Consider the following 20,658-nt stretch of genomic DNA (forward strand, 5'->3'; position numbering starts at 1 on the left):
TTTCGGGAGAAGGTGATTTTCATTCACCAACGTTATAAATTGTACAACCGAAATTATTCATGACTAATTTCTTTTTACTAGTTTTTCCTTTACAGACTAATATTTTTATAAGCAAATTCCTTTATTTCAAGACAAATTTAATATATAATTATCTGTAAATTATCTGGGAAGTTATAAGATTGGTAATGTTCAATAGAAAATGAGGGATATGAATGCCGAGAGGTCGCAGAGTTAACTCGAATGGTGAGAGAAGTAAGCAATTATTATTATCAAAAGCAATCGAGCTATTTTCAATTAACGGTTATTATGAAACAAAAATTAGTGATATTGTAAAATCTGCTGATTTAACACAGCCAACTTTTTATTTGTACTTCCAAAGTAAGGAGTCATTATACAAAGACTTAAACGAACAGTTTAAAGTGGACTTTTTTGAGATTGTAAATAAAGAGCTGGATTCTTCAAAAGGGATCGTTGAAAATATTCAATTAAAATTAGTGGATATTTTTAATTACTTCTTAGAAAATCCAAACTTAACGAAAATTGGATTCTATGATTCTGAGTATGCACCATTATTAAAAGAAGAGTTTTCTAATGTTGTAATGGAAATGTTAAAAGATAAAGCAAACCTTTTCGTTCGTGAAAATATGGATGTTAAGATTTATGCTGAATGTTTTATCGGTTCCATCGAGCGTTTATCGTTCACAAAGCTGTTAACTGGTAAAAGAAGTCCAGAACAATTAGCATCTGATATTGTAAATATATTTTTTGTTTACGAGAAAGAACCAGCTTTATAATATTATTTTGAGCTAGATACTTAAGAAGGGTTGACTCCTTGAGTATATTTGGGCTTTTATTATGATGATTTAATACTATATTTATAGTGGAAAACGGCAAAACCAATTTCGTATGGTTTCGCCGTTTTTTTATGTCTTTTCCGTTAAGGGATTATTGATTGTTAACAGTAAGATGTAGATAGCTGCCTAATTTTAATTGTTGTCCATTTGTATCATAAATGGATGGGTGAATAATTAACATATATTCAGCCCCAGAAATTAAAGGAGATTTTGGTGTTATCAACAGTTGTGTCCCCTTCGTTTCAATGGCAATGTCAACAGGTTGACCACCAAGTGCTACGAGCTCCACTGCCTTTTGGTTAAAGTCAGCAGCAACTGATCTGTTAAAATTTAGAGTGAAGGTCTTTGTTGTTGGAACTTCTTTTAAGCTATTTAATTCTTTATATTTTGTAAGCTTTTCTTTTATTGCATCATAGTGTGCTTGATAAATTGGATTTGATGTTGTTTGTACATGTGGTGTAACACCTTTTTTATTTACAATTGTATCCTTTGGACCTGTGAATTCAGCAATAGTTAGCTTTAATCTGCCTTCACTAAGCGTATAGAAGCCTTGCATTGTGCCTTTTCCATAGGTTTGTTCACCATAGATTAAGGCGGCATTTTGATCGCGCAATGCAGCAGCAGTCATTTCAGAAGCACTCGCACTATATCGATTCACTAACAGTCTCGTATTAATAGGGAATGTTGTCGCTTGATAAATGGATGGATAGAGAGTCGTGCCTGATGCCTCTTTTAACTTATAGGCATGAGAAGCATTTGGGAACATGCCAATTAATTCCTCAGCAGTTGATACGTATCCACCGCCATTGTTCTGTAAATCGAGAATAAAGGATGTAGCACCTTGTGATTTTAATTTTTCCAGAGCAGCTTTTACTTCATTAGCACCATTGTTCGTAAAAGAAGCCATTTGGATATAACCAACATTTCCGTAAAGTAACTGTGTTGTTACATTTTGTACAGTAAATGGCTTTCTAATGATAGACACCGTTTGAGACGTCCCATTTCCTTTTAAAACCGTGATGTTTACAGATGTCCCCTCTTTCCCTTGAATTAAGGAAGAGGCTTGTTCTGTTGTCATATTAACAGTTGACTTGCCATTCACTTTTGTAATGATGTCTCCATCTTCGATTCCGTGATTAAATGCACTGCCATTTTCCATTACATCCATAATTAGAATGCCTTTTTCATGCTTTTGAATGACAACGCCAATACCTACTGTTGTATTGTCTATTGAATTAATAAAAGATTGATATTCTTCCTCTGTAAAATAGGCAGAGTATGGATCGAGCATTTCGATCATTTCATCGATTGTTTTGGCGTTATCAAGATTGCCGTCTATTTCACCAACATAATCATGCTCGATAATATATTTAACGTCATCAAATGTCGCTGCATATGTGTTTAGTGGTAGCAGGATTGTTAAGATCAGAAGTAGGGGGATTGATATCCACTTTTTCATCAAAAACACCTCGTTCTTTTTTGTAGCTCTATTATAACGCTTAGATTATGAATTTAGTAGGTGTTTAATAGAAATGAAGTATTAAAAAACCCCATTACACCTAATATCGTGTAGTGGGGAGTCTTAAATTATTGTAATGATTGCTGCAATGTTTTTTTTACTTCTGTTAATTCTTCTTCGTTTAAAAAGTAATACCAAATACCATTTTCTATACGACCATCGCCTTTTGTAAAGTTCAGATGTTCAATATTGTTTAAAGTTGATCGATATAAGTTTTGGAACTCAACGATTTCATCAAAAGTAAGGTTTGTTTCAACATGATTTCGTATGATTTTTAATATACCTGGGGCTTGCCAGATTAAATTGATGGAGGCTGCTTTGTTAAATAATTTTTCTAGCACCTGCCTTTGTCGACCTTGTCTTCCAAAATCGCCTGTGGGATCTTCTTTCCGCATTCTAACGTACTCGAGTGCATCTTCTCCGGAAAGCGTAATATTGCCTTCTGGAAATTCATGGGTATCAGTAGAAAAGGCGAACTCATTTGTCACTTCTATACCACCCATTAAGTCGACCATCTCCGTAAAGCCTTCCATATTGACAGTTACCACATAATCGATCGGGATGTCCAATAAGTTTTCAACGGTTTGTAAAGAAGTTTTAACGCCACCAAAGGCATATGAATGATTTATTTTATCTGAAAAATCGAATCCAATAATTTCTGTATAAGTATCACGTGGAATACTTAAAATCTTCATTGATTCGGTATTAGGATCTAATGTTAAAGTGAGAATCGTGTCTGCACGTCCAGAGGATTCCCAGTTATCGATGCCTAGAAGGAGAACTGAAATCGGCTGAGGTGCTTCTTTATTTTGAATCGTTAATTGTATCGGTGATTCTTTAGTAGACTGGTCGGATGTTTCGGAAGCAAATTCTGTTGAGTCACTCACAATGGGTTCATGAATCGCTTCAAAGGTAGATTTTACTTCTATATATAAATAAGTTGCATATCCAATAGCAATGACTAATAAAGATCCAACAACGATGAGAATCGTTTTCCAATTAAACCACTTTCTCATAAAAATATCTCCTCCATTTGGCAGTATATGCAAATAGAGGAGATACTAGTCTGTATGCTACTAAATATTATTTTGTCTTGGTTTGTAGCTTGACTTGGTAAAGAGATGAATGACCCAACCAATGATTAAAGCAACAATTGCTGGAACTAACCAACCTAAGCTTTGTTCATGAAGTGGTAATGTATTTAAAATATTTGCATACCATTCAATTTCAAAGCCAGCAGTTTTAATACCGTCGTATAAACTAACCAATGCAGTAGCAAGAAGTACTAAGCTATAAACTAGTGGTCTTCTTCCAAAAAGTTTATCGAACATAACTAAGAACATTAAAACAATTGCAATAGGATAGATGAACATTAAAACAGGTAATGTAATTGAAATCAGTGTGCTTAATCCGAAGTTTGAGATTAAGAAACTAAATAATGTGAATACAACGACTAAAAATTTATAAGAAAGTTTCGGGAATAATTTATTGAAAAATGTTGCATTAGCTGAAACTAATCCGATTGCAGTTGTTAAACATGCTAGGATTATGACAGCCGATAAAATAATATTTCCTGCATCGCCATAGAGCACTTGTGCAGCAGCAGCAATGATTTTACCACCGTCATCTTGGTAACCTATCACTTCAGCACTTGTAGCACCGATATAGCCTAATGAAATATAAACGAATGCTAGTCCAATTGCAGCAATAATGCCGGCAGAAATCGTCATTTTTACTTGTTTAACTCGATCAACGATACCTGTTGCAGCTAATGATTGAACAATTAGAATACCGAATACTAGAGAAGCTAGTACGTCCATTGTTAAATATCCTTCTGTAAATCCTTTAGAGAAGGCTTGATTTATATATACGCCTTGTGATTCACCGATTGCCCCAATTGGCGTGATGAAGCTTTTAAATGCAAGCAATGCTATTACTATTAATAATAATGGCATTAAAATTTTACCGACTCTGTCAACTAATTTACTTGGGTTCAATGATAAATATAGAACGAAAATAAAGAAAATAAGTGATGTTATTAATAACGGAAGCCAGCTAGTTTGGATATCCCCTAAAAATGGTGCAACACCTATTTCATAGGTTACAGCTGCAGTACGAGGAATCGCAAATAATGGTCCGATTGATAAATAAATGACAGAAACAAAGATGATACTAAATACTGGATGAATACGATTTGCAACATGTTGTAAATCTCCACCATTTAAGGCTACAGCTACAATTCCCAATAACGGAAGCCCTACACCAGTAATTAGAAAACCTAAAATTGAAGGGATAAATTCTGTCCCTGCTTGTTGTCCCAACAATGGTGGGAAGATGATGTTACCCGCGCCAAGGAATAAAGCTAATAGCATAAATCCTACAGCTAGGTTTTCTTTCAAGAATTTCATAATATGTGAATACTCCCTTTTTATTTGAATATCCGAAACTTTATAAAAATAATAAATAGAGTTGTCGTACACAATGATGAATTCTATCATAGAATAATTTCAAAAGAAATAGTTATATTTAAATTTTTGCAATTTATTGATAAAAAGAACGTTTTTAATGTTAAAAAATTTTAAATATTACTATATTTCGGTTAATTTAAAATAAAATGAATTTTTCGAAATGTGATAATTGATGGTTTGATTAGTACGAATAATTATTATTCAAATTAAAACGATTATGCAAAAACTTATTTTAGTAAATGAAATAAGGTATATAAGAAAACATAATAGAGGAGTGCTACAAAATTCTGAATATAGATAAGGCTCAAATCTTCTATGTTAGTTTTTTCTTTTAAAGTATCTTCATTAACTAATAAATTATGTGTGAGTAATTTTAGTAACATTTTTGTAAATGAATTGTAATTTTAAATTTTGGAAATTATAGGAATGATATGTGTAGTAACCTTTTTTTGATAACGATTATTGGAGGGCCCAATGCAAATTTTCCAAAAGTCACTATATATAGTCTCCATTTCTTTGTTTGGCATCTTCATTTACCTTTCGGAAGATAATTTAGAAGCTAATGCAGAGGAATTTGATTTTACTTCGAAGGAATTACGATTGGCTGCTAAACAATATTTAGATTCACCGTATTTATATGGAGGAACTACAGAAAGTGGATTCGATTGTTCAGGATTTGTAAACAGAGTGTTTCTCGATTTAGGAATTGAGTTACCACGTACTTCAGTTGGGTTATTTAAAGAAGGGGAGAGTATTAGTAGGGACGAGCTTCAGACGGGGGATCTTGTATTCTTTAATACGTCTGGTCAAGGGGTTTCCCATGTCGGTATTTATTACGGGGGAGGAAAGTTTATTCATTCTCAATCAGTACTAGGTGTCAGTATTTCTAATTTAAATGATAAGTGGTACTGGGGAACTCGTTATATTGGGGCAAAGAGAATAGCTGATGTGAAACTTGCCTATAATCCCAATGGAACTATTATTGAATAAAAAGTCCTCTAAAAGAGCAAATCTTTTAGAGGACTTTTATTTATGTTTCTCTGAATTTATTTATTAATGACACGTGCAGACCAACGAGATAAATCTGCTCCCTCGGAGTTAACTTTTTCAGCCGGGAAAATAAATGTCCAAGGTTTTGTTGAATTTGGCTGAACAGTTAAAGCAGGGTCAAGCTTAAAGTAACCTTTTGCTACTTGTTTGCCATTTGCATCAACAATTTCTAAAGGTAATTGTTCAATATTTATAGCACGGTCATTTCCATTTCGAATAAACATAGAGACTACAAGATTATTATTTTCATGTAATTTTAATTGGAAGCCTGTGAAATTCACTTCTGTATTGCTTAATTTTGGTAATTCTTTCACAGCCTTTTCTAGTAGCTCAATTTGTTCTTGAGATAATTGTTTTTTCCATGAGTCATCAAGCTCTAATTGATGCCCTCTTAATGCTATTAAGTTGAAAGCAATTTTCCAGCCTTCTTCAGGTTTTTCATTGACACGAATTGATTTTCGATCAAAATGAAATACCCAAGGACGCGCGCTTTCTGGAGGTAGGGTACCGATTTCTTTAAAATCAAAGGTTTGGGATGCAACTTGACGACCATCTTTATCAATAATAAGCAACGGCATTTCACCTAGCTCTACTGTGTTTGGAAGAGAGTTACGGAAAAATGCTTTCACGTCCCAAGAACCGTCACGATTTACATCAATATCGATTGCAGCTAATGATAATTGATTCGGACTTAAAGGCTCTAGCTCATTTGCTAAAAAGTTAAAAATATATTTTTGTTCTTGAGGTACGTTCCATTCCGGATGGTATGAAAGCTTTGTTTTTACTTTTTCTCCTTTGTCTGATTCCTCAGCATTTCCAAGTAAGTTAGCTGAATCAATGGCACTATCTTTCCCGACCTTATCTGTCTTTTTAAATAAATCAAATAAACCCATTATTGTTCCTCCTGGTTATCGTTTTGTAGTGTTTTCATGAACGCGACTAATTCTTCAACAATTGAACGACGAAGCTCTTGGTAGTTTTTACCGAATAATTCTAATCCTTCTCGTTGGTAAATACGCATTGGATCTTCTTGTTGATAGCGACGTAGACCAATTCCTTCTTTTAAATGGGCCATTTGTTCAAGATGTTTAACCCACATGACATCAATGAAACGCAACATAACCATTGGAATGACCTTCATTACTCGTTCATTTTCTTTGAAGCTTTCAATGTATTGTTTTAGCTCTAAATAACCTGGTTCAACTTCATCAAAGATATTGTTGATTTTTGGTACATCTCTATTTAATTGTATTGGTGTTAAATAAAGTGTATTTAAAGTTCGTTCAATGTTATCGAAATCCCATTCGATAGGATCAGCCTCTTCTGGTGCATTATCACGAACCGCAAAATCAATTGTTTCAAATAACATTTTTTGCAAATGTTCCATTAGATTATCGGCTTTTAAAATATTATCACGTAATGAATAAATGATTCGACGTTGTTCATTAATCACATCGTCCAGTTTTAAATTGTATTCACGTAATGAGAAGTGAGCACCTTCAACGATTCGTTGAGTACGATCAATCAATTCTGTAACTTCTTTATTCGTGATACGCTTAGTTTCTGGGTCGACAACCATTTTCTTCATGAATTTTTCTGTATCTTCTTTTGCAAAGCGACGGAACATATCGTCTTCAATCGAAAGGATAAATCGGCTTTCACCTGGGTCACCTTGACGGCCAGAACGTCCACGTAGCTGATTGTCAACACGACGACTTTCGTGTTTTTCAGTACCGATAACGTACAATCCGCCTAGTTCTGCGACACCTTCACCTAGAACGATATCAGTACCACGGCCAGCCATATTTGTCGCAACAGTAATTCGACCTTTCTGACCTGCCTGTGAAATTAATTCCACTTCTTGCTCAACCGTTTTCGCATTTAACAATTGGTAATTAAGCTCGTATTTATCTAAATATTGAGCCACCACTTCAGATTGTAATATGGAAGTAGTGCCTATTAAAACTGGTTGTCCTTTTTCGTGACGTTGTTTTGCTTCTTTTGCAACGTACTCATATTTTGCTTCCTTTGTTTCAAAGATGATATCTGGTTGGTCAACACGAATTTTTGGTCTATTTGTTGGAATTTGAATAACACGCATTCCATAAACATCGATAAATTCCTTTTCTTGTGTTTTGGCAGTACCAGTCATCCCAGATAAATTTGGATACATACGGAAGTAGTTTTGAATTGTAACTTGTGCTTGTGCTTTATTTTCTTCAGTTATTGTTACGCCTTCTTTTGCTTCGATTGCTTGGTGCAATCCGTCAGACAGAGAACGACCTTCCAGTATACGTCCTGTGAACATATCCACTAATTGGATTTTGTCATCCTTCACAATGTAATCCACATCTCGCTCAAACATTACGTGTGCACGAACGGCTTGAATTACATAATGATAAAGAAGCTGGTGGTCAAGGTCATAGAGGTTATCTACACCAAAAGCGGCTTCTACTTTTTCAATACCTTGTTCAGTTAGGGAAGTGGCTTTTGTTTCATCATCTAATTCGTAATCTTCATCACGAACAAAACGTTTTGCAAGACGAGCTGCAATACGATGAAGATCTTCATTGGAAGACATTTTCCCAGCAATGATTAATGGTGTTTTTGCTTCATCGATTAATACAGAGTCAACTTCATCAATGATTGCAAAGTGGTATGGACGTTGCACTTTGTCTTCCATAGAACGAACCATATTATCACGCAAATAATCAAAACCAAATTCGGTACCAACACCATAAGTGATGTCTGCATTATATGCACGTTTCTTTTTACTTGGTTCCATCATTGGTACATTTAAACCAACTGTAAGACCAAGGAAACGATGGATTTGTCCAATTAATTCATAGTCACGTTTTGCTAAATAATCGTTCACTGTAATTACATGTACACCTTTACCTTCAAGGGCACGTACATAGGATGGTAGTGAAGCTACTAATGTTTTACCTTCACCAGTCGCCATTTCAGAAATATTTCCTTCTGTTAGGACAAGTCCGCCAATAAGCTGTACATCGAAGTGACGCATGTTTAAAATACGTTTCGACGCTTCACGTACTACGGCAAATGCATCAGGAATAATGTTTACTAGATCTTCGCCATTTGAAAGACGTTCTTTAAACTTTGGTGTCATATTTGAAAGTTCTTCGTCAGACATTGACGAATATGTAGTTTCGAGTTCGTTGATTTGTTTAACGATTTTGTAGTATCTTTTTAACTCGCGAGTTGATGTTTTTTCTTTATTAAAAAATGGCAGCATTTTTATTCTCCTTTATTTGCCAAAGTATATCTTGACACTTAAATATTCTATCAAACTTTTGGTGGTATGACTACTTATGGGTAGGGAAAACTAAAGCGAAGAGTCAAAGATTTCGGCATTATGACTAATATTACCAATATATTTCAAATGAAGACAAAGACATTAGAATATCTTAACAGTTTTTTGTTAATTATAGAGAATAGCTATATTTTCAAAATAAATCATGCTATAATAATCAAGATTTGTGCGTGCATATAAATATCTCTAAGGAGGATAGACATGATTTACGTGTCTTTAATTGTGGCGCTTTTCGCGTCAATATTACTAACTCCACTTGTGAAGCGACTAGCGTTTCGAATTGGAGCGGTTGATGCTCCGAACTATCGAAAAGTACATTCGCGCATCATGCCACGTTTAGGTGGTTTAGCCATATTTCTTTCATTTTTGATTGGGCTATTGATTTTAAGACCAGATAGTCAATATATCGTAGCGATTGTAATTGGTGCTACATTGATTATTATTACTGGTGTATTAGATGATATGTACGAAATTTCAGCAAAGGCTAAAATGCTAGGGCAATTGGCTGCAGCGGGAATCATTGTTTTTTACGGTGGAATACAAATTGAATTTATCACGTTACCATTTGGTGGCGAATTGGAATTTGGATTTTTAAGTATTCCTGTTACTATCTTGTGGATTATTGGTATCACTAATGCCATTAATTTAATTGATGGTTTAGATGGTCTTGCAGCAGGTGTTTCTACGATTGCACTTATAACATTATCTGTAATGGCTTTTATTATGGCCGACTTTTTCGTTCTTGCTGTTGCAGCTTTATTAGCTTGTAGCACAATTGGTTTTTTATTCTATAATTTTCATCCAGCGAAAATATTTATGGGCGATACAGGTGCATTATTTTTAGGCTTTATGATTGCGGTCTTATCATTACTTGGTTTTAAAAATATTACAATGGTATCATTCATTATCCCGGTTATTATGTTAGGAGTTCCAATTTCTGATACATTTTTCGCGATTGTACGTCGAGTGCGTAATAAGCAAAAATGGTCAGATCCCGACAAATCGCATTTGCACCATCGTTTAATCGATATTGGATTTTCACATCGTCAAACAGTATTAATTATTTACGGTATTGCTGCGATGTTCGGATTATTTGCAATTATCTTCTCGATGGCAAAAATCTGGGGTGCAATTCTTTTAGTAACAGTGATTCTAATCGCATTAGAACTGTTCGTTGAAATCATTGGTCTTGCGGGTAAAAACTACCGACCATTGATAAAATTAGCGAGAATATTTAGTAAAACAATAAATTAATAAAGCTATTATTATGGATTGTAAACTAGCGATTCATAATAATAGCTTTTTTGTTTGTAAGAGTAGGTGGAGCCTGGTGTGGACGGGTTTTAGAGGAGTGCGTAATGAGGGTGTGAGCGGGCAAAACGTGTGTGCAGAACGCATGTGAGGATGGACATAAAGGGGCTGCGGGCAAAACAAGGGGCTGTGCGGACAAAACGTGAAAGTGGATAGGATATAAAAGTACTGAGTGGACAAAATGTGAACATGAATGGACAAAAGATGGTGCAGAGTGGACATAACAAGAGGGTGTGCGGACAAAACGTCAACGTGGGTGGACATAAAAGTTCTGAGTGGACAAAACAAGGGGCTGTGCGGACAAAATGCGAGCGTGGATGGACAAAAGCTAGTGGTGAGTGGACAAAACAACAGGGTGTGTGGACAAAACGTGAAAGTGGATAGGACATAAAAGTTCTGAGTGGACAAAAGAAGGGGCTGTGCGGACAAAATGCGAGCGTGGATGGACAAAAGCTAGTGGTGAGTGGACAAAACAACAGGGTGTGCGGACAAAACGTGAAAGTGGATAGGATATAAAAGTTCTGATTGGACAAAAAAGGGGTTGTGCGGACAAAATGCGAGCGTGGATGGACAAAAGCTGGTGGTGAGTGGACATAACAAGAGGGTGTGCGGACAAAACGTGAACATGGGTGGACATAAAACTCCTGAGTGGACAAAAGAAGGGGCTGTGCGGACAAAACGTGAACATGGATGGACAAAATATGGTGCAGAGCGGACAAAACGCATAAATAGATGGACAAAACTGATTCATGGAACAGATTAATACGATATTACCTATTATTTTGGAATCCACTTGTATATGAATTAACGATCAAAACATTTTTCAACTGATCAAATAGTTAGAATAAGTGATCCAATAAGTGTTATGTGCCTTAAAGGAACACATATGTGATCCAATAGAGTAGCTAAGCGATCCAATTCCCATACTAAGTGCTCAAAACGAGCGGTTATCCGCTCAATCAAATTCAAATATAAAAATCTATATCCTTAACCGCCCCAATAAACTAGTTAAGCGATCCAATGGCAAAGCTAGGTGCTCAAAACGAGCAGTTATCCGCTCAATCAAATTCAAATATAAAAACCTATATCCTTAACCGCCCCAATAAACTAGTTAAGCGATTCAATGGCAAAGCTAAGTGCTCAAAACAAGCAGTTATCCGTTCCATTAAATTCAATCTGTAGTCCATCCGACCAACTCAATATAAACCGCATAACCCCGGGGTATCTTTTCATACCGTATCCAATAAACAAACAAACCCTTACCAATACGAAGAATTTAATCCCGCATCCAACAAAATAAAAAACACGCCAGGAGCGAATCCCAGCGTGTTAGTAGTTAGTAAAACTAACGAGATGATTATTTAATTTCTTGAAACCGCATCTTCGCTTGTTCCGTTATCATCGTCAGCGGCTTCTTCGATGTTAGAATCTGAAGTCGTGCCAGATAGGTTGGAGCTGTCAGGAATTAGACCGAGATGACTTTTTAAAATCGTTTGTGTTTCAAGTAAGTTTTGTTCATCTAAAACGTAGATATATGCACCGGTATATGGATCTTTACCGTCTGTACCAGCAAGTGTTAATGAATCCATTTGCGGGATGCCGCCTAATAAATAAGTAAAGAAGTGAGTCATTTCGTCAAAAGTCATGTCTGTTTTCATGTTTTTACCTACAGCATCAATAACTGCACCATAGCTTCCGATAGAAGTGAAGTTCGCAGCTTTCGTTGCAATAGCCTTTAGGATTTCTTGTTGACGTTTACCACGTTCAATATCGCTATCCCATTTACGAGTACGAGCAAGTGCCAATGCTTTACGACCGTCTAACAATTGAAGGCCTTCTTCTAACAAGATTGAATTTTGATCATTCTCATCTTTTTCCCATTTCGTATAAGGAACTTCCACTTCAATCCCGCCTAAAGCATCAACAACATCGATAAATGCATTAAAATTCATTTTTACATAATAATCAACAGGGATATCGAAAAGTTCTTCAACTGTTTCAACCGTTGCAAGAGTTCCGCCATATGCATGAGCGTGTGTGATTTTATCTTTATAACCTAAATAAGGAATATTTACATAAGAATCACGTGGGATGCTGACCATTTTAATTGTTCTTTCTTTATTGTTAAGTGTTGCCAAAATTAATGCATCAGAACGTGGGCTACCTGCACCCGATGCTTGTCGTTCTTCACTGTCGTCCACACCGATAAATAATATCGAAACATTATCTTGGGTTGGTTCGACCTTTACTTCGCGTTTATCAGACATATCTCTGTCTTCAATTTCTTCATATGATTGACTTGCGGCATACTCTGCTTTTTTCGTTAAATAGACAAAGTATGTCGTCCCACAGATTAAAAGGGAAGCGCAAACCAATAAAACTATTTTTAAAGTATAAGAAAAGATTGTGCGGCCATCCTTCTTTTTCTTTTCATTTCTTTTCATTAAAAATTCTCCTCTAGATTGGAAATCAAGTATATTTCAAAATTTCTTTGTTTAAAATCGATGTATGTATTTAAATAAACGGATAGTACATTTGAAATTAAAATAAAATTTCGAAATGCTAATACATCAAAGCGATGTTAATTGAATCGCCAAAATTTTACAATTAAATATTAAAAAATGCAAATTAATGCCATGTATAAATAAACTCAATAAGGTACATTATACTATGTTAGAGTTTATCAGTAAACGAAATTCGTCATGATATAACAAATTCTAAATATGTTTGATCTTCACAGGAAATAGTAGCTTGACCATTTGTAATTTCAGTCATCCAACTTTTAAAAGTCTCTTCCTCATCACTTAAAACATGAACAAAGACTTCAACATTCTCAGCATATTGAATGTCCTTTAGTAAATATTGGGAAGAACGAATTTCATTTTCAACTTTTCCTAACCAAGTATAGTCTATGGAAATTTTCATCTCATGATGCAACTTACGTTCAACAACTTGTGCAGCTTGAAGTCCCTCTGTTGTTGCTTTTCCGTAAGCACGGATTAATCCGCCACCTCCAAGCTTTATCCCACCAAAATAACGAGTAACGACAACGACAGTATCTTTTAGACCCTGTTTTTTTAATACTTCTAACATAGGAACGCCAGCAGTTCCACTAGGTTCCCCATCATCATTCGCTTTTTGGATTTGATCATGTTCTCCTATCATATAACAGGAGCAATTATGTGTTGCAGAAGGGTGCATTTTTTTTATTTTATCAATAAAATTTATAGCTTCTTGTTCAGTTTCTGCACGTTCTACATAAGCTATGAATCTAGACTTGGATATAATTATTTCCTGTTCACCAAAGCCTTTAACTGTCTTGTAATTTTTTAGCATAATCTAAACTCCTTTAATGCACGAATTGTATTATTTTCTTTACAAATATTTCAATTTAGGTAAAATGTTCATAAAAAATGCTATAATAGTTTAGTATGAGTAATAAGAAATGTAAAATCATTTTATAAATAAATTGAGACTGAAAACCTATTTAGAATGGGGTCAAATAGATGCTTTCAAATGATCAAATCGATATCGGTTCTTTAGATGTCATCTTTAATCGGATGATTGATACAATAACAAATTCAAAAAACGATATCTTTATTATAAGTGAACAAAGCAGACAAAGCTTTGAAGAAATGAAATTAGAGCTTGAATTAATCAAGCGACAAATAATTATCACGATTAATGAAAGTGATGAATTAGAAAAGAGAACGAAGCAAGCAAAAAATCGTTTAGTTGAAGTAAGTAGATACTTTGACAAATACAATGAAACGCAAGTAAGAGAAGCGTATGAATCTGCAAATGATCTACAAATAAAATTATCATTAACACGTGCAAAGGAAAAGCAATTACGTGAAAAACGTGATGATTTAGAGCGTCGTCTAAGAGGGCTCAAGGATACGATCGAACGGGCAGAGCATATTGTTGACCAAGTCAATGTTGTCTTAAATTACTTAACTTCGGATTTGAGAAATGTCGGAAAAGCACTTGAAAAAGCTAAACTGAAGCATGACTTCGGTATTAAAATTATTGATTCTCAAGAAAAAGAAAGAAAACGTATTTCTAGGGAAATTCATGATGGCCCAGCGCAAATGATGGCAAATGTACTCATGCGTTCGGATTTGATTGAAAGAACTTATCGTGAAAAGGGTATTGATGAGGCGATTATTGAAATTAGGGATTTAAAAAGAACCGTCAGAGAGGCCTTATCAGAGGTGCGACGAATTATCTATGATTTACGACCAATGGCTTTAGATGATTTAGGAATTATACCTACTTTAAAAAAGTATTTGTCAACAGTCATGGAATATAACCCTGGCGTTCAAGTTCATTTCCAGGCATTAAGTAATAATGAAAAAAGATTGCCATCTGACTATGAAGTGTCCATTTTTCGATTAGTACAGGAATCTGTAACAAATGCAATTAAACATGGAAATTCAAGAGAAGTTTGGGTTAAAATAGAGTGGTTACGAAATCATATTAATATTAGTGTAAAAGATAGTGGAAAAGGATTCGATATAAATATTATAAAAGAGCAATCTTTTGGAATTGTAGGTATGAAAGAACGAATTGATTTATTAAAAGGAACAATGGATATTAAAAGTACTATAGGAGAAGGAACAATCGTTAGTTTCAAAGTCCCGATTCCTGTGACAAATGTTGAAATCTAGGAAACTTTTGGTAGAAAATATCGTTTAGAAAACAAAAGCATGATATAAAAAACAGAAGCAATTGAAAATATTTAGGGGGAACTACTATGACAAAAATTATCATTATTGACGACCACCAACTATTCCGCGAAGGTGTTAAAAGAATTTTAGATTTTGAGGATACTTTTGAAGTTGTTGCTGAAGGCGACGACGGTTCAGATATTTTAAGTTTATATCGCGATAATACTCCGGATGTAGTATTAATGGACATCAATATGCCAGGGAAAAATGGTGTGGATGCAACTGCTGATTTAATTCAAGAATATCCAGATGCAAAAGTAATTATGCTTTCTATTCATGATGATGAAAGCTATGTAACTCATGCATTGAAATCAGGTGCCCTTGGATATATGTTAAAAGAAATGGATGCAGATGAAATTGTGGAAGCGATTAAAGTCGTAGCAAACGGTGGGTCTTATTTACATCCGAAAGTTACTAAAAATTTAGTAGCGGAATTCCGACGTTTAAGTGAACATGATAACAAAGGGAACTTCCATCAAACAGAAATTCGTCGACCATTCCACTTATTAACGAAACGTGAATGTGAAGTGCTTCAATTATTAACAGATGGTCAATCGAATCGTACAATCGGAGAAACTTTATATATTTCTGAAAAAACAGTTAAAAACCATGTGTCTAGCATTCTACAAAAAATGAACGTTAACGACCGTACACAAGCTGTTGTAACGGCAATTAAAAATGGTTGGGTTGAAGTACGTTAATTCTAATTGGTTCCTATAATAGTTGATTTCAAAAAGATTATGGACCTACATAATAATAAGATTAAAGATTCTAATCTATAAAATAGATTGGGATAGACTGCAGTTCAAACTCAAAAAATTGAGTTTGTCTGTAGTCTTTTTCATTTACAATACATATTAAGAAAACGCCCATTTCCGTTACAGGCGCTACACTTTCTACGTTCACGGCCTCAGCCTTCCCTCGCTATGCTCAGTTTGGTGCTTCTGTTCATGCTTTTTCCGTAGGAGTCTTCGCGTCTTCCACTCCAATCGACTTATATGGCTAATACAGTAGTGTAACGCTTCTAATACTCTTTAGGTGATGATCACCATGATGACGAAAAATTAAATCAACTTTATTAAAATGCATATTAGCTCGTCATTACCCATTCGATTTAGCTGCCTTCTTCTCAATAGAATAAAAAAATTCCCTTAAAAAGAAACTAATTGATAAGTTTTGACGTCATAAAAAAGCGGTAAAGAAATGAAAAAAGTATAATATTGCTAATTTTTCTGTTATAAATTACCGAATTTAATCGAAAACATAAGACGTTAGGCATAGGTCGAATTATATGCTACAATTGTGCGCGGGAGGATGAGTTGATGAATAAATGGTTTATAGCATTGCTGGCAGTATTCGTGCTAGCAGCTTGTAGTAATAAAGAACAAGACGTAAATACTAAAGACACTGAACAAGTAATAGATAATGGAACAATCGGTTTTGAAATTATGGGCGATAATATTGAAGAAGTGACAGATATTCCAGAAGATGAAAGAGAAGCGATACTTAAAGCCTTTGATGAATACATTGCTTCCTTTAATTCGAAGGATATCGATCGTTACGTAAATACTCTTGCAAAGGATCCGCAAGGTTTCACGATTGAGGACGATAAGGCAGAAGCAGAGTTAGCTTTCGAACAGTACGATATTACAAAAACGCCTTCAGATGTGACCATTGTGAAATATAGCGAAAATGAAGCACAAGTGTATTCAAATATTGTGACTGACTTAACTGAAAATGCAACAGGCACTGAATTAAGTGATGAAGGTCGTCAGGTTACTGTATTTGTAAAAGAAGATGGACAGTGGAAAGTAACAAGTATTTATTATATAGGGAATCAGTCTTAAGGAAACGAGAACTGAATTATTTTCCCTTATAAAATATGTACCATGAACAGTGTAGTTCGTGGTTAAAAATAAAGCATTTCGTGTTGGATGGGAAATAGCCAAACATCGCGGAATGTTTTTTTCAGTGAAAAAATTTTTCATCCTGGGTTGGGAGTTAAAACTCATGAATGTTTTATTTTACTATATGTGTGTTAAACGGCAATGTGTTTGTTCTATAGTACATCTTAGATTTCTCTACATTTTTGAAAAAGCCGAGCACTACCTTCTATCACTGTAAAAAGGAAATTTTATCCGAAAATAAAAAAATATTAATAAAAATAACAACTCTATAGTATATAGTTCACAAGATATCATTTGTCATGTAAACTATTGCCTAAGGGAGAGTGGGTAAATCGATGAGTATTGCGGTCGTAACTGATAGTACAGCGTATTTAACACCCGAAGAAAGGGAACGCTACAACATTCGAATGATTCCTTTGAGCGTAACTCTTGAAGACGGTATATATGAAGAAGAAATTGAAATAACTGCATCTGAATTTTATGAAAAGGTGCGAGGAGCAAAGGTTTTTCCAAAAACAACACAACCACCAGTTGGACAATTCGTTGAGCTTTTTGAAGAGCTTTCAAAAGATAATGATGAGGTAATCTCAATTCATTTATCAAGTGGAATTAGTGGCACATATCAAGGTGCTATACAAGCTGCTGACATGGTAGAAGGTATTAAAGTGCATGTTTTTGATAGTGAAATCTCTTGTTCACCACAGGGGTTATTCGCAAGGATCGCAAGCGAAATGGTTCGTTCTGGCGCCACAATGGACGAGATCTTAAGAAAACTTGATGATATAAAATCAAAAATGAAAGCCTATTTCGTTGTAGATGATTTAGCTCACTTACAAAGAGGTGGGAGACTGTCTTCGGCTGCTGCTTTAGTTGGTGGACTTTTGCAAATAAAGCCGGTCCTTCATTTTGAAAATAAAGTAATTGTTCCATTTGAAAAAATTCGCACGAAGAAAAAAGCGTTAAAACGTGTGGAAGAATTGTTAGCAGAAGATGCGGCAAAGTATGAAAAACTACACGGAATGATTATTCATGCTAATCGAGAAGAAGAAGCAAAAGAATGGATGGCTGAGCTTTCCGAAAAGTATCCAAATATTGAATTTCATTTAAGTTATTTCGGCCCAGTTATCGGCACACATTTAGGGGAAGGTTCCCTTGGAATGGGTTGGGTTGAGAAGTAATAGTTAATTAATCGTTTCAATCGTGGATAAAGTAATTAAATAAGAATTACAATTACCTCTGTTTTAGGACAGAGGTTTTTATTTTGTTTAAAGACAAAGAAGAAGGAGGTTCAACGTTGTATTATAAATTAAATAAAACCAATCAATTTCGATCCTATCGAGGTCTTATTATAGAAGCACAAATTCAAGATTTTTTCATAGGGAGAATCTGGACACGAACGAATACGCCCTTTCCTCAAGAAAAAATAGATGCGTATATTCGCTACGGCTACTTCCGTCTTCTAAAAGCTATATCAAATAAGACAACAAATTCTATCTTGTTTAAGAGAAAGCAATACCGATGCAATCGATGCCAAAATGACAATCAGCAAGAGTTCATTGAATTCAACTGCGCTCGTTGTGAAAGTATATGCGCTTATTGCAGACATTGTATTAGCATGGGGAGAATGAGTAGTTGTACGGAATTGATTCGATGGAACGGCCCAGCAAAACGGCTAAAGAAGCAACATGTTTTAGCATGGGAAGGTCAATTTACAGACTTGCAGGAAAAGGCATCAAAGGAGTTAGTGGAAAGCATAAAAAAGAAGAAAGATCATCTTTTGGTTGCAGTTTGTGGCGCTGGAAAAACCGAAATCCTATTCCCTGGAGTACATTATGCATTAAATAAAGGCTTGCGTGTATGTATCGCTACCCCACGAACAGATGTTGTGCTTGAGTTGTTCCCGCGATTCCAAAAGGTATTTCCGCAAACAACAATACATGCATTATATGGCGGGGCTCCTAATAAAACTGGATTTGCTGAGCTAATTCTTGCAACAACACATCAGCTTTACCGATTCGAAGAAGCATTTGACGTTGTGATTGTTGATGAGGCAGATGCTTTTCCCTATACATTTGATGAGTCATTGCAAAAAGCTGTGATGAAAGCTCGAAAGGTCAATGCCCCTATTGTTTTAGTAACGGCGACTCCATCAGCACAAATTTTATTAAGAACGAAAAAAGAAAGCTGGGGCGTCTCCTTTATCCCGAGAAGATACCACGGAAAACCATTACCCGTTCCGAGATTTGAAGCACTTTGGAATTACGGAAAATGGATTGAAAAAGGGAGGATTCCTACAAAGCTCCGAGAATGGACTGAAAAACGCATTGAAAAAAATGAGCCATTTCTCATCTTCTTTCCTACCATTAGGCTAATGGAAATCGCAGCCCCTCTATTTGAAGAAATTCATCCTCAGATTTTAAGTGTACATGCCGAAGACCCGTATCGAAAAGAAAAAGTGATGAAACTCCGAAACGAAGGCATTCCGGGATTATTAACGACCACTATTTTAGAGCGAGGTGTCACGATAAAAAATGTACAAGTTGCAGTGGTTGGCGCTGAATCAAAAATATTTACTTCTAGTGCCTTAATTCAAATTAGCGGGCGAGTTGGAAGAAACATTCATTTTGCTGATGGGGATATTGTTTATTTCCATCATGGGATAACGGTAGAGATGGATATGGCCAAAAAAGAAATAATGCGACTAAATCAAATGGGATTTGGAGAGGCATGTAAATGAAAAAGGAAGTCGTGAATTGCTTACTTTGTAACGCAACTTTAAATGAACAAATGACATGGGAAATACTACTTGGAAGGGAATTTCCTCGTGTAATTTGCAAAGAATGTGAAGAGCAATTTGAGCCAATTGAGCAGGATTCTAAAAAGTGGTTAGAAGGTGAGGAAAAAATTCTTTCAATCTATAAATATAACGATAAAATGAAAGATTACTTACATCAATACAAATTTATGCATGATGTTGTGCTGGCAAAGGTTTTTCGAAATGATATTGATAGAATATTAGCAAAGCAACCTGAAACAATCGTACCGATACCTATTCATCCTACTAAGCTTAAAGAAAGATCGTTTGCTCATATTGATGAAATTTTGAAAGCTTCATGTATACGTTTCGAACAATACTTAGAAAAGATTTCAGTTGAAACTCAAGTAGGAAAGTCAAGAGAAGAACGAATAAACACATCCCGACTATTTAAATTGAGGGAAGAAGTTCAGGTGAAAAACAAGAGAATTATTTTAGTTGATGATATTTTGACAACGGGTACCACCCTTCTGCACGCAAGTCGTGCTCTATATGAAGCTGGTGCAAAGTCTGTTAAAGCAATAACTTTAATCAAAGGGTGAAGGGTAAATTGTGTGAATCGCGCTTTTTTGCATTCTAGGAAATATATTGAAAATGTAGAAAATTCGTGAACTGCATTTACTTTTCGATTATCGAGTAGTAGGATGAAATCAGAGATAATTATCAAAAT

19 protein-coding genes are annotated in these 20,658 nt (G+C 35.1%); 11 read left to right on the forward strand and 8 right to left on the reverse strand.

What is annotated here, in order from left to right; genetic code table 11:
* Positions 1-212 precede the first annotated feature (212 nt).
* A complete protein-coding gene (locus CD30_RS12990; RefSeq protein WP_036177705.1) occupies positions 213-794 on the forward strand; it encodes a TetR/AcrR family transcriptional regulator in 582 nt (193 codons plus the stop codon).
* 151 nt (positions 795-945) lie between these two features.
* Here the strand turns inward: CD30_RS12990 and CD30_RS12995 are convergent, their stop codons facing one another.
* The 3 genes from CD30_RS12995 to brnQ form a co-directional block, all read right to left on the reverse strand.
* Positions 946-2,313, reverse strand: coding sequence for a S41 family peptidase (locus CD30_RS12995; protein ID WP_036177707.1), 1,368 nt, complete (start codon positions 2,311-2,313; stop codon positions 946-948).
* A gap of 128 nt (positions 2,314-2,441) precedes the next feature.
* Positions 2,442-3,389: an LCP family glycopolymer transferase gene (locus tag CD30_RS13000; RefSeq protein WP_036177709.1), complete on the reverse strand. Its 948-nt coding sequence runs from the start codon at positions 3,387-3,389 to the stop codon at positions 2,442-2,444.
* A gap of 60 nt (positions 3,390-3,449) precedes the next feature.
* Entirely contained in the window at positions 3,450-4,781 is a 1,332-nt protein-coding gene (gene brnQ / locus CD30_RS13005) for a branched-chain amino acid transport system II carrier protein (protein WP_036177711.1), read from the reverse strand.
* A 534-nt stretch (positions 4,782-5,315) separates the two neighbouring features.
* Between brnQ and CD30_RS13010 the strand changes: the two genes are divergently transcribed.
* On the forward strand, positions 5,316-5,831 hold the full coding sequence (locus CD30_RS13010; RefSeq protein WP_052126208.1) for a C40 family peptidase: 516 nt from the start codon (positions 5,316-5,318) through the stop codon (positions 5,829-5,831).
* A gap of 56 nt (positions 5,832-5,887) precedes the next feature.
* Here the strand turns inward: CD30_RS13010 and CD30_RS13015 are convergent, their stop codons facing one another.
* Both CD30_RS13015 and secA2 read right to left on the reverse strand, forming a co-directional pair.
* Entirely contained in the window at positions 5,888-6,784 is an 897-nt protein-coding gene (locus tag CD30_RS13015; RefSeq protein WP_036177713.1) for an accessory Sec system S-layer assembly protein, read from the reverse strand.
* Complete coding sequence (secA2, locus tag CD30_RS13020) at positions 6,784-9,147, reverse strand: accessory Sec system translocase SecA2 (protein ID WP_036177715.1); 2,364 nt, start codon at positions 9,145-9,147, stop codon at positions 6,784-6,786. Before secA2 ends, CD30_RS13015 begins: the two co-directional genes overlap by 1 nt.
* Before the next feature lie 279 nt (positions 9,148-9,426).
* On the opposite strand from secA2, the gene CD30_RS13025 reads away from it, so the two are divergent.
* The 3 genes from CD30_RS13025 to CD30_RS13035 all read left to right on the forward strand — a co-directional run bounded on the left by CD30_RS13025 (position 9,427) and on the right by CD30_RS13035 (position 11,299).
* Positions 9,427-10,479 (forward strand): glycosyltransferase family 4 protein, encoded by a 1,053-nt coding sequence (locus tag CD30_RS13025; RefSeq protein WP_036177717.1) that lies wholly within the window; start codon positions 9,427-9,429, stop codon positions 10,477-10,479.
* Between the two features lie 240 nt (positions 10,480-10,719).
* Entirely contained in the window at positions 10,720-10,920 is a 201-nt protein-coding gene (locus tag CD30_RS13030; RefSeq protein WP_036177719.1) for a hypothetical protein, read from the forward strand.
* Between the two features lie 157 nt (positions 10,921-11,077).
* Positions 11,078-11,299, forward strand: coding sequence for a hypothetical protein (locus CD30_RS13035; protein ID WP_170215840.1), 222 nt, complete (start codon positions 11,078-11,080; stop codon positions 11,297-11,299).
* Positions 11,300-11,897: 598 nt separating this feature from the next.
* Here CD30_RS13035 and CD30_RS13040 read toward each other — a convergent pair.
* The gene (locus CD30_RS13040) at positions 11,898-12,980 is read right to left on the reverse strand and encodes an LCP family protein (protein ID WP_036177723.1); all 1,083 of its coding nucleotides are present in this window, start codon (positions 12,978-12,980) and stop codon (positions 11,898-11,900) included.
* 256 nt (positions 12,981-13,236) lie between these two features.
* Positions 13,237-13,872 carry a YigZ family protein gene (locus CD30_RS13045; protein WP_036177726.1) on the reverse strand — a complete coding sequence of 212 codons (636 nt, stop codon included), beginning with the start codon at positions 13,870-13,872 and terminating at the stop codon, positions 13,237-13,239.
* 170 nt (positions 13,873-14,042) lie between these two features.
* Between CD30_RS13045 and CD30_RS13050 the strand changes: the two genes are divergently transcribed.
* On the forward strand, positions 14,043-15,206 hold the full coding sequence (locus CD30_RS13050; protein ID WP_036177728.1) for a sensor histidine kinase: 1,164 nt from the start codon (positions 14,043-14,045) through the stop codon (positions 15,204-15,206).
* An 86-nt stretch (positions 15,207-15,292) separates the two neighbouring features.
* Complete coding sequence (locus CD30_RS13055; protein WP_036177729.1) at positions 15,293-15,967, forward strand: response regulator transcription factor; 675 nt, start codon at positions 15,293-15,295, stop codon at positions 15,965-15,967.
* 70 nt (positions 15,968-16,037) lie between these two features.
* On the opposite strand, the gene CD30_RS20645 is transcribed toward CD30_RS13055, so the two are convergent.
* On the reverse strand, positions 16,038-16,172 hold the full coding sequence (locus CD30_RS20645; protein WP_268871092.1) for a hypothetical protein: 135 nt from the start codon (positions 16,170-16,172) through the stop codon (positions 16,038-16,040).
* Positions 16,173-16,588: 416 nt separating this feature from the next.
* Between CD30_RS20645 and CD30_RS13060 the strand changes: the two genes are divergently transcribed.
* The 4 genes from CD30_RS13060 (at position 16,589) to CD30_RS13075 (ending at position 20,530) form a co-directional block, all read left to right on the forward strand.
* Positions 16,589-17,113, forward strand: coding sequence for a nuclear transport factor 2 family protein (locus CD30_RS13060; protein ID WP_036177731.1), 525 nt, complete (start codon positions 16,589-16,591; stop codon positions 17,111-17,113).
* A gap of 395 nt (positions 17,114-17,508) precedes the next feature.
* Positions 17,509-18,351 (forward strand): DegV family protein, encoded by an 843-nt coding sequence (locus CD30_RS13065; RefSeq protein ID WP_036177733.1) that lies wholly within the window; start codon positions 17,509-17,511, stop codon positions 18,349-18,351.
* 116 nt (positions 18,352-18,467) lie between these two features.
* A complete protein-coding gene (locus CD30_RS13070; RefSeq protein ID WP_088350786.1) occupies positions 18,468-19,910 on the forward strand; it encodes a DEAD/DEAH box helicase in 1,443 nt (480 codons plus the stop codon).
* Positions 19,907-20,530 carry a ComF family protein gene (locus CD30_RS13075; protein ID WP_036177735.1) on the forward strand — a complete coding sequence of 208 codons (624 nt, stop codon included), beginning with the start codon at positions 19,907-19,909 and terminating at the stop codon, positions 20,528-20,530. Before CD30_RS13070 ends, CD30_RS13075 begins: the two co-directional genes overlap by 4 nt.
* Positions 20,531-20,658: the final 128 nt, after the last annotated feature.

It is taken from the genome of Ureibacillus massiliensis 4400831 = CIP 108448 = CCUG 49529, from assembly GCF_000772965.1.
Classification (GTDB): domain Bacteria; phylum Bacillota; class Bacilli; order Bacillales_A; family Planococcaceae; genus Ureibacillus; species Ureibacillus massiliensis.